Consider the following 11,354-nt stretch of genomic DNA (forward strand, 5'->3'; position numbering starts at 1 on the left):
CTGGGCTCACGTTCTGTCGCCTCTCTTCTGCTTGTGGCTTTACTGGCTGCATCGACTGGCGGGCCCCAAAATTCGCTGGAAACTGGGACTGGGATATGTTGTGGGCGTCGGTGCGACGGCGGCGGTTCTGATCTCATTGCACAACCAGGATCCCCGTCAGTGGAATCAGGCGGGACCCAAGGAGGGAGCAGACAAGTATTTCTTCCCGTCGCTGGCCCGGACGTCGACGGGGAATTTTATTCCTGCCGAGTCCATGATGCGGGACGACTACTGTCTGAAGTGTCACAAGGACGCGTACGAGGGCTGGTTCCACAGCTCGCATCATCTCAGTTCGTTCAACAATCCGGCGTACCTGGCCAGTGTGCGGGAAACACGCGAAGTCTCGTTCAAACGGGACGGAGATGTTCGAGGGGCGCGCTGGTGTGCTGGTTGTCACGACCCGGTCCCGTTCTTCAGCGGGGCGTTTGACGATCCCAAGTTTGATGACGTCAATCATCCGACGGCTCAGGCCGGGATTACCTGCACGGTCTGCCATTCGATCACGCACGTCAACAGCACCCGTGGCAATGCCGATTACACGATTGAAGAGCCGGAACATTATCCATTCGCTTTCAGCGATAACGCGGTGCTGCAATGGGTGAATAACCAGTTGGTGAAGGCGAAGCCGGCTCTGCACAAGAAGACCTTCCTGAAAGACTTTCACAAGTCGGCGGATTTCTGTTCGACGTGCCACAAGGTGCATTTGCCTTATGCCCTGAACCACTACAAGGAATTTCTGCGTGGTCAGAATCATCATGACACGTACCTGTTGAGTGGTGTTTCGGGCCACGGCGCCCGCAGTTTCTACTATCCCGATAAGGCCGTGCAGAACTGCAATGGCTGTCATATGCCACTGCAGGAGTCCCAGGACTTCGGAGCACGGCTGTTTGCCGGAGCAAAGCAGCCGAGTATTCACAATCATCTCTTTCCGGCGGCCAATACCGGGCTTTCCTGGCTGAAGGATGACGACGCTACGGTGAAGGCTCATCAGGATTTTCTCAAAGAGAAACTCCGGGTCGATATCTTCGGTGTGAAGGAAGGTGGCGAGGTGGATGGGGAATTGATTGCTCCGCTCCGTCCCGAAGTGCCGACGCTCAAGCCGGGGAAAACGTATCTGCTGGAGACGGTCGTCCGGACGCTGAAGATGGGGCATCCCTTTACGCAGGGGACGGTCGATTCCAACGAGGTGTGGCTGGACGTAATCGCCACGAGTGGTGGCCGGGTGATCGGGCGTAGCGGTGGTCTGGACGAACAACGCGAAGTCGATCCCTGGTCGCACTTCATCAATGTGTTCATGCTGGACAAAGACGGGAATCGAATCGACCGTCGAAATCCGCAGGATATCTTCACTCCTTTGTACAACAACCAGATTCCACCCGGTGCGGCCAGCACGGTTCACTACAGTTTGCCGGTTCCTGAGGATGTGACCGAACCGATTACGGTGGAGGTCAAGCTGCAGTATCGCAAGTTCGACAAAATCTTCACGGATTTCTTCACCCGGACGGCGAAACCAGGGGACCTGCCGATCCGCGGGCACAAGCCGGGGGAACCCTACCTGAACGAACTGCCGATCACGACACTGGCGGTGGACAAGATCACCTTCCCCGTAGATGGCAGTGATGCCGTTGTCGAGAACGCCAAGGTTGAAATTCCCGTCTGGCAACGGTGGAACGACTACGGGATCGGTTTGTTCCTGAAAGGCCGTGCGGAGCTCAAGCAGGCGGACGAGGCGTTTACCCGGCTGGAACAGTTGAAAGACAACAAGCGGTATGACGGGGCTCTCAATATTGCCCGTTCCTACTTCGAGGAAGGACTGCTTGATGAGGCGACGGCGGCCATTGCCCGTGCGTCCGAGTTCACGGATCCGCCAGCACCGCCGTGGACGATTGCCTGGCTGACGGGGATGATCAATCTCCAGCAAGGTGACCTTCAAGGGGCAGAAAAGGCGTTTCGTTCGGTTCTTGAAGATAAAACGCCGGAACGGACGGAACGAGGTTTCGATTTCAGTATGGATTACGAAGTGATTAACCTGCTCGCTCAAACGCTGTTTGAGCAGGCCAAGCAGATTCGCAGCCCCGCCGAAACCGAGGCTCGCCAGGTGCTGCTGGAACAGGCCGCCACTGAGTACGAAAAAACTTTGAAGCTGGATTCCGAGAACGTCACGGCGCACTACGGACTGCGACAGATCCATGCCGAGTTGAAGTTGATTGCCGACGCGCGAGGGGATCAGGCAGCGGTCGCCAGGCACGACACCCTTGCCAAAGAGCACGGCAGGCTGCATGAGCGGTACAAACAGGATGATAATGCCCGCGATGTGGCTCAGCAGAAGGCAAAAGTGAAATATCCTGCCGCTGCGAAAGCATCCGAGCCGATCGTGATCTATCAACTTCATCGCGCCGGTGCTCCGGGGCTTGCAGCGCAGCAGGTCTCAGCGGATGCGACACAAGTGGCAGACAAGGAAGATAAGTAATGAATCAACCTCAAAACGGAGAAGAGCAGGATGATGCCGTGGTGGGCCGGGCCTTTGTCTGGTCTGCCAGTGCCATTGCTCTGACGGCGATCGTCGTTGGAGGCTTCTTCTACTGGAAATCGCTGCAGAAACCCCCGAAAGTCGAGATCACGACCCAGGTAGCTCCGCCAGAACGACGTAAGTTACCGACCGTCGAAATTCCGGAGATGCCATTCGTCGATATCACCAAATCAGCCGGTCTGCGGTTCCAGCATTACAGCGGTGCCACGGGAGAAAAATTGCTGCCGGAAACGATGGGCGGGGGGTGTGCGTTCCTCGACTACGACAATGACGGCGACCAGGACATCCTCTTCGTCAACTCGACTCAGTGGCCCTGGGACGATCAGCCGCTGGATCCGGTCCCCACGCAGAAGCTGTTCCGCAATGACGGCGAGTGTCGATTCACGGACGTCACTGACGAGGTTGGGCTGAATGTGGCCTTCTACGGACAAGGGGTTGCAATCGGCGATTATGACTCTGATGGCGACCTCGATATTTTCTTTTCGGCGGTGGGGCCCAATCGGCTGTTTCGCAATGAGGGTGGGAAGTTCGTTGATGTCAGCGAAGAGGTAGGGGTTGGTGGAGACAAAGTGGAGTGGAGCACCAGTTGCGGCTTTCTGGATTATGACAACGACGGCGACCTGGATCTTTTTGTGGCCAATTACGTGAAGTGGGACCGTGAGTTTGATAAGGCCCAGCCCTTCACTTTGACGGGACGTGAGCGTGCCTACGGCCGTCCCCAAAACTTCCCCGGGACGTTTCCGTATCTCTATCGCAATGATCAAGGCAAGTTCACAGAAGTTGGCAAGTCTGCCGGGCTGCACGTCACGAACCCGGCACGAAAGGATGTCGCTGTCGCGAAGTCGCTGGGGGTCACCTTCGTGGATGCGGATCGTGACGGGTTTATGGACATTATTGTCGCAAACGATACCGTCCAGAATTTTCTGTTCCATAACCTGCGGGATGGAACATTCGAAGAAGTTGCCATTCTGCACAACGTCGCGTTTGACCAGCAGGGAAACGCCCGTGGGGCCATGGGGATCGACTCGGCCCGCTTCCGCAATGGCGAACATCTGGCCGTAGTGATTGGAAATTTTTCTAACGAGATGACTGCGTTCTATGTGACACGCGGTGATTCGATGGATTTCGTGGACGAGGCGAATGCGACCGGGATCGGTCCGCAATCGCGACTGGAACTCAAGTTCGGAACACTGTTCCTCGACATCGATCTGGACGGACGCCCAGACATTATTGGAGCGAACGGTCATCTCGAGAATGAGATCAGCAAGGTGCAGTTGAGCCAGCAGTATGCCCAGCCACCGCATTTCTTCTGGAACTGCGGGCCTGAGTCTCCGACGGAATTTGTGGCAGTCCCCAAGGCGAAGTCCGGCGTCGATTTCTACCAGCGGATGGTCGGACGGGGATCGGCTGCTGCGGATATCGACGGTGACGGGGATCTGGACCTGTTGTTTGCGGCGGTGAATTCGGCACCGCGACTTTTGCGCAATGATCAGAAGCTGGGGCATCACTGGTTACGCGTGGATGCACGGGGGCCTCATGCGTGTCGGTCTGCAATCGGTGCCCAGATTGAAGTCGAACTGGACTCAGAGAAGATGAATGCTCAGGTGATGCCGACTCGCAGTTATCTTTCTCAAAGTGAGTTGCCAGTGACGTTCGGCCTGGGCAAGAAGGATTCCATCAAGCAGGTGACGGTGACCTGGCCCGGTGGACAGCGCAAGGTCATCCTGGCTCCTCAGGTCGATCAGGTGCTGACAGTGACACCGGACTCCTGAACTGGGCTGTGCCGTGGTATTCTGAACCTGTGCTTCCCAGACCCCTACCACGAAAGGACAAGGCATCATGACAGAAGAAGTCGTCGAACAGCGTCTATCGCAGATTGGCCATCAGTTGCCGAGTGCGCCAGAGGCGGTCGGTTTCTATGTGCCGGTCCTGCGGACAGGCAATCTGGTCATCACCAGCGGCCAGTTGCCGATGGTGGGCAAGGAACTGATGTTCAAAGGGAAAGTAGGGACCGAACTTCACGAGGAACAGGCATTTCACGCCGCCCGGATGTGTGCCCTCAATGCACTGGCGCAGATCAAGAAGTGCGTAGGAAGCCTTGATCGGGTGACTCGCATCGTCCGCGTCGAAGGCTACGTCCAATCAGCCCCCGGCTTCACCCGTCAGCCTCAAGTGATCAATGGGGCTTCGGAACTGCTCATTCAAGTTTTTGGCGAAGCGGGAAAACATACACGTATTGCGGTGGGATCGAATGAACTGCCGATGAACGCGGCAGTGGAGTTGGCGATCTGGGCCGAAGTGGTTGACTAGAGGCACGACCCACGGGAAGTCGACCTTTAGTGGCCCGCTCCCGTCGGACCATAAAAGTGATGAGCAGAGAGGTGACAGGGAAGCTGGTTGCTGCTTCGTTCGTCGGGGCTTGTCGGTCGGCGGGTTTGAAGGGAGAGCGCAGAGCGAGGAGCAGTCTCGTGTGGTTGGTAAGCGGGTCGGAAATAGGTGGGAGCAGTGTGTCAAGATCCGGAGCGACGTGACGCGTCACACTTCCTCTTGATTCGTCGAGGTCACCGGGCCCTTTCCTGTTGAGTCCTGTTAACCCTGCTCAGAAAACAAACCTATCTGTGCTTTAGCTTGCGCAAATCTCAGGATTGAGTGTTCCCGGCATCACGTTCCAATGCATAGGAAGGATGGGAAGATGGACGTCCAATGGAGTGTTGCTCCCTACGAGGGATGAGCTCCGCACGCGAAAAGAAGGTGTTTTCGGGGAGTTTCGGCTAGCAACACTTCCCAATTTCAGACAACACAGTTATACCGCTTATTCCTTGTCTTTTGTCACTCTGGAAGACCGAATCAGAATCTATGCCAAGTACGTTCCGCGACCTGCTTTCGACTCTTCAGGAACGACTGCTCGATTCAGCGCGATTCGTCATCCAGAAACGGCAGCTGCGGGAAATTCGCAATCTGGCTCTCATCGTGCTCGGGGCACTTTCTGCGGCAATGGGCTTACATGGCTTCCTGATGCCGAGCGATTTCATCGACGGTGGGGTGACCGGTATCTCAATGTTGCTGGCGAAGTCGACCGGACAATCACTTTCCGTTCTGTTGCCCGTCATCAATTTCCCGTTCATCGCAATGGGGTATCGTCAGGTCGGACTCGCCTTCGCGTTTCGAAGTACGTGTGCGATCGGTCTGCTCGCATTGATGTTGCAGGTGGTGCATTTTCCTGATGTCACAGAAGACCATCTGCTCACGGCCGTGTTTGGCGGTTTCTTCATCGGGGCAGGAATTGGTCTGGCGATTCGCGGTGGCGCGGTGCTGGACGGAACCGAAATCGCGGCCCTGCTGATCAGTAAGAAGAGTCACCTGTTCCGGGTGGGGGACATTATTCTGGCGATCAATGTCGTCATCTTTTTCGTGGCGATGTTTGTGCTGGGTGTCGAGAAGGCGCTCTTCTCGATTCTGACGTATGTCTCAGCAGCGAAAACGCTGGATTTCATTATTTACGGCATCGAGCAATACACGGCCTTGACGATTGTGTCTGAGCAGAGTTCCCCGATTCGTATCCGGATCATGGATGAACTTGGACGTGGGGTGACGATCTATAAGGCCCGCGGGGGGAAAAGCGGTGCCGATCAGGAAATCCTCTATTGCGTGGTGACGCGACTTGAGATTGGTAAGGTGAAGGCCATCATATTTGATGTCGATCCGTCGGCATTCGTGGTGACGACATCCCTGTCTGATGTTCAGGGAGGAATGGTCAAGCGGTCGGGTCTGCACTGAGTACGTGCCCGGGTACGTGCATCGGCCAATAGCCAACTCTTCCGGACCATTTGGTCGCCATCGCGGTCCACGGGCGGCTCCCGCCAGACTGACTCCCGGCAATGCCAGTACCGGACCAGCGACGAGAAGGAGCGGATCTGGTTGGGAATTCTCGGTAAACGCTCCAACCCAGTAGAGCAGTCGCGTTCATCGCCTGATTAGGCGTTTGCAACAGTCGTCCAATGATGCCCTTGTTGACTGGACTGCTGCCGGGACAAGCCGCGAGGGGATATCTGATTAACGAAGCTCAACTTCTCTGACGACTCAGCCAAAGCAGATGAGCAAACAGGGGCGGTATTGACGGCCTCATCGTCAAGAACGCTGGCAATGGGTCCGAGGCCCATTACCTGACGATGTGCTGAGTACTGACGGCACAGTTGCGGTCGTCGAACAGGTTCAGGTAGTAGACTTTTGCCTCGGCAGGAATTTGGGCAAAGACACGGCCGGTGGCGGTATCGATTTCTGCGGCGAGCGTCTCCCATTTGCGCTCCTGCCACCGTCCTGTATCGACGGAATAGTTCAATTCGGCTTTGGTGATTGGAACATCGGACTTGTAGGTTGCCCAGATCTCATTATTGTTGGCCTGACCCTGGGCAGTGATGCGGGCCAGTGGTTGGCCGTGTTTCAGAATGGAATTGGCGAAGACGTGAATCTCTTCGGGGTTTTCGCCTGCGGGGCCGTGACCATGCGGCATTCGCACGCGAAGGGACAGATCACGGTTTCCTTTTGGCAGGCGGTAAGACTTCTGCCATGAATCCATCGGGTAAGCAAAATCATTGGTTCCATTCACCCACAGCATCGGCATTTCTGCCTGGGGAAGGTAGACCGAGGGGTCCCATTGTCGCAGCCAGAGTCCCGCTTTTTCAGGACCGAGCTTTTCAAAGGCGGGTAGCCAGGCTGAATTTTCCCCGAGGAAACCACAGCCGTAGACGGGAGCAGCAAATTTGAAGCGGGAGTCGACCCCTGCCACGATGCAGGTCAAATAGCCACCCCACGAGATCCCGGTAACTCCAATTCGATCCGGGTCCACTTCAGGGAACGAGCGGAGCAGCGAGTGAGCAAGGACGACCGCGCTGGTCGCCTGATAAGTCCATTGATCTTCGACGGGCGTTTCTAACTGGTTGAAACTGGCATCCCATCCTGCAGGACCACCATCGTCATGACGTTTCCAGTTGCCATAGGTTCCAACCGGAACACATCCGCACAGATCCATCGCGATGGCAGCGTAACCGCGCGAGTTCCAGAGTTTCACCCAGCGGTCGAAGGCGGTGCCCCCTCCTCCATGGATCAAAACGATGGCGGGCAACCGAGTATCATGCGAATCTTCTTTTTTCGCGGGGACGCCGTAGTAGGCGAACACGCGGGTCGGTCGCTGGTTGTAGTTCAACCCCTGATAGTAGAAGGCTTTGACCCCCTCGACCTGAAGGTCGTCAGCGGGAAAAACAGCAGGAGGATTCGCCAACGCCTGCAGGTCAAATCGGATGGGTGCCGAAGGGGTCTCTGTCGCAGGAGCAACCGCCGCAGGAGCGGTCTCTTGAGCCAGGGCCACGGCGGATAACATCAACCCGCACATTGCCCCCAGACAAGTCGAGATCATGACTGATGGATGCGTGTTCGACACGGATAACATTCCCCCGCAGATCTGGCACAAACAAATATCGATATGGGAACTTCTAACCATTTTTTGAGCGAACTTCGACTGAGTCACCCCCCTGGCCCGGTTTTTCAGGCTGGGTGGGTATGACTCACCGGTTGGCTCCTATTCGACTTGCCTGAATTCCCTTTGTCAGGGACCAGTCGTCGTGGCAATGCTGCTTCAACTGGCCTTCGATCAAGGTTCTTCGTCTCTTCCGACGTCCTTATCATACATTGTTGATGCGACGATGAGACGCGTCGGATCCTAAATTTAGACAAGTTCTTCCTGTTCAAGAAAGGGTACCGGTTCTGTTGTTCGGTCGGAAACTGCGCCCTTTTGATAGACGAGCGCAGTCCTGCAGCGCGGACAGCGGACGCTATGGCCGGCGAGCAGACGCAAAACCCGGGGCGAAACGGATTCCCGCTGCAATTTTTCTGCCAGAATCGGGAGATCGCCAAAAACAAAGCGGCCCAATGTCCTGAGTCTGGCCGCCAGCGGCTCAGGGTCTGCCTTATAGCTCCAAGTCTGATTACCGACACAAAGGTGATAACCGATAAGATTGTCATAACCCGTAGGAGGATTCTTTGAATACCGCAGATCGGGGCCCCCGTCTTTGCGCTGGTAAGTCCATCCTGTCTGAACGAATTGATACTTCTTTTGCACTGTTGCATCGGGACAGCTCGTAAATCTCCGGTCTCTGAATATCAGTTCATTAGGGCATAACAACACTGCATCATGATCGGATGAGCGCCCGACAAGTTCCGTTCTCGCCAGCAGATTGGGGTATTCTGTGAGGACATCCCTGCTGCCTGGTTTCAGCTTTCTCGCAGGGATCAGCCCAACGGGCAATTTGCCTACTTTTTCCATTTCGGTAAGGGCGACAAAATACGCAAGCTCGTGGGGGCGAATGGTGAGCCGGGTCAACAATGCTGTCAGAGTGGTTGAGTTCTGGCACAACTCGATGAGGTCCACGGCATTCAGGCCGACCGCGCGGGCTTTAACGATGAAATGCCACAATCCCCCGACAACGACTTCCACATTGAGTCGGGAAATCAGTCGCTTTGCTCGCGCATCAAGCTGGACTGGCAGGTCGCCTTTCACCATTTCTGCCAGCATCTCATTCAAAACAGATTCAACTTCCCCGGAGTGACGTTTCTGATACAGCGCATCTTCCAACCGAAGTATCCACAATTCGACGAGGTGGGAGATCGGCAGACTCCCCTTCCTTACCTGCGACTGGATCAACTCGATTGCCCTGACCAAGGTCTTCTGCCGAAGCTGTGGAGTCCCCTGATCGACACTCGCCCGGCAAAGGTCTGCGATGAAGGTCGAGTGGGCCGGGTTGATCGATTCGGTTTCGGATTCCAGCAATGCAGGGACAACGTACTCCCACGCCACATCCAGTGGTATCGACGATCGAGGTCGATAGAACAACAGCACGGCCATGGCACTGATCAGTCCTGCGATTCCCGTCAACATCGCGGGCAATCTGGCGGACGCATTACCCCCCAGAACCAACAGACCGCACAACCCCGCAGGGATCAGGAACAGCAGTCCCACGGCCATCGCTGCAGCCAGTGTGGTGAGGGACCAGTGAGGGACCGGTCCGTTCCACGGAGTGATCTCCACGCTTCCCCAGATGCCCGGGACACCAAGTTGATAGAGCGAAATGAGATTCGATTTGAGATCGCCTCGCGGATCGATCTGGAGTTCACTTCCGCCCGTCTCGCCGGAAGAAAGCGTTTCCCAACATTCCGGACAGAGGCTGTCGTTTGTTCTGCTGACCGAGTCGAGCATCTGTTGACGATAGTGTGGGGGCGCGATCCCCCTTCGCAATGCCTCACGCCATAAACGGACGCGGCCTTTTCGAGGGGACATAAAGTCAGCGAGTTCTTCGGCACGCTCGAGGAAATCAGGATTCGAGTGCTCTGCATATTCATCCAGGCATTCCAGAATCACTGACCAGGGCTGACGAACGGATCGTCCCTCGAGAATCATTCCGTGCTCTGTGCGGACGTGACGCGCGAGGTCGGGGGGAGTCATGACGACATCGCATCGCGGGCACCTCATCCGAATTCTTGAGGCCAGATCATGACAGACAGCGTCGACGGCTTTGGACGGACCAACCCATTGTTCCAACGTACGCAGGAGTTCGATCCCCTTCAGACCGTCGTCGGCTCGCGATGCGAAAGCCATGAGTGCCCGGTGTATTACATCGGAATCGACGCCGGTTGTTTTGAGTAACCGGATTGCAGCCTGCTGCCCGATGGTGAACGGAATTTTCCTGTCGCCAATCCGGCTGGTGGCCAGGGAGACGAGGGGACCCGGCGGATCATCATGCAGGCTGGAGAAGATGGCCAGGCCCGCTATCTGACTGGTGAGGTTCATCTCGTTGAGGAAGTCGTGGGAAAGGTGTGATGCGGTGGACAGGCCACCAAGCGCTGTCGCGACTCCGGATATGAGTTCGCGGAGTTCAGCGGCTGATCGGGATTTATGGAGTTGATCATGCAGGCTTTGATGGAGTTGGCTCGAGGCGTCGTTACCATATTTTTCCAGGAAGACTTCGGCGAGCGTTCGGGCAGCAAATGCGTCCCCTTCCACTGCGACTGTCCGGTTCAGCAAGACTGGCACCAGCGTTTCCCACTGATACCGTGTTCCTTCCCATTCATAGACCTGGTGCACCTGCCGCCGGTGACTTGCCAGATCTCTTTTGGGAAACGAAGTTCCACATTCAGGGCAGTCGATCAGGCGTTCCAGTTCGAGTTCTTTTTCGCACTGTTCTCCGGCGAATTGATTGGCTCCCAGTTCTATCAGCTGGCGGCAAGCGTCGATTCGCTCGTGGACCGCAGCGAGCGGAACGAGTCCGTCGACCGTGGCACGAAAGGCCGCAGGGGTCACATGCTCACCAACCAGCCGCGTCACGGCAGACAAGACCACCGTACTGCGGGCCAGTTCACGAATTCGGGCATCATCGTGCGCCAACAAGGTCCAGCAGGCCGACCGTGCGATTTGATTGGGATGAAGACATTGACTCAGTCGGCCGAGCCATGTCTGTCTCTGTTCCTGCATTTGCAGCGCTGCCTGCGCCTGCAGCATGAATACCACCTGCTGCGTTAATGCCGTGGCAAAGGCCGCAACGACATGCTGTGCCTGCCGCTGTTGCAAGTGGCTGGTAAGCTCATTGAGAGCCACCTCATCGAACTGCTGCATCACGCGAGACCAAAGACGGGTGAGTGCCTGGCCAAACGGCAGCAGCTTACCATCGATGGGGAGATATCGATGTTCCGAGATCAGATGCTGATCGAGTTCTCGTGTTCGCAGGTCATGATGGCA

At 56.2% G+C, this 11,354-nt stretch carries 6 protein-coding genes; 4 read left to right on the top strand and 2 right to left on the bottom strand.

Annotation, left to right across the window (positions count from 1 at the left end; translation table 11 throughout):
• From VGE80_RS10565 to VGE80_RS10580, 4 genes are all read left to right on the top strand, one after another.
• A partial coding sequence (locus tag VGE80_RS10565; protein ID WP_440592636.1) for a tetratricopeptide repeat protein occupies nucleotides 1-2,509 on the top strand: 2,509 nt, incomplete at its 5' end.
• Complete coding sequence (locus tag VGE80_RS10570; RefSeq protein ID WP_440592637.1) at nucleotides 2,509-4,341, top strand: CRTAC1 family protein; 1,833 nt, start codon at nucleotides 2,509-2,511, stop codon at nucleotides 4,339-4,341. The genes VGE80_RS10565 and VGE80_RS10570, both read left to right, overlap by 1 nt.
• Before the next feature lie 67 nt (nucleotides 4,342-4,408).
• Nucleotides 4,409-4,879, top strand: a complete 471-nt coding sequence (locus VGE80_RS10575) for a RidA family protein (protein WP_440592638.1) — start codon at nucleotides 4,409-4,411, stop codon at nucleotides 4,877-4,879.
• Nucleotides 4,880-5,425: 546 nt separating this feature from the next.
• Nucleotides 5,426-6,346: a YitT family protein gene (locus VGE80_RS10580; RefSeq protein ID WP_373653054.1), complete on the top strand. Its 921-nt coding sequence runs from the start codon at nucleotides 5,426-5,428 to the stop codon at nucleotides 6,344-6,346.
• Between the two features lie 382 nt (nucleotides 6,347-6,728).
• Here VGE80_RS10580 and VGE80_RS10585 read toward each other — a convergent pair whose 3' ends face one another.
• Together VGE80_RS10585 and VGE80_RS10590 are read right to left on the bottom strand one after the other, a co-directional pair.
• On the bottom strand, nucleotides 6,729-8,015 hold the full coding sequence (locus VGE80_RS10585) for an alpha/beta hydrolase family protein (RefSeq protein ID WP_373653053.1): 1,287 nt from the start codon (nucleotides 8,013-8,015) through the stop codon (nucleotides 6,729-6,731).
• Nucleotides 8,016-8,291: 276 nt separating this feature from the next.
• On the bottom strand, nucleotides 8,292-11,354 hold a 3,063-nt coding region (locus VGE80_RS10590; RefSeq protein ID WP_440592639.1), incomplete at its 5' end, for a hypothetical protein.

This window comes from Schlesneria sp. (assembly GCF_036405755.1).
GTDB lineage: Bacteria > Planctomycetota > Planctomycetia > Planctomycetales > Planctomycetaceae > Schlesneria > Schlesneria sphaerica.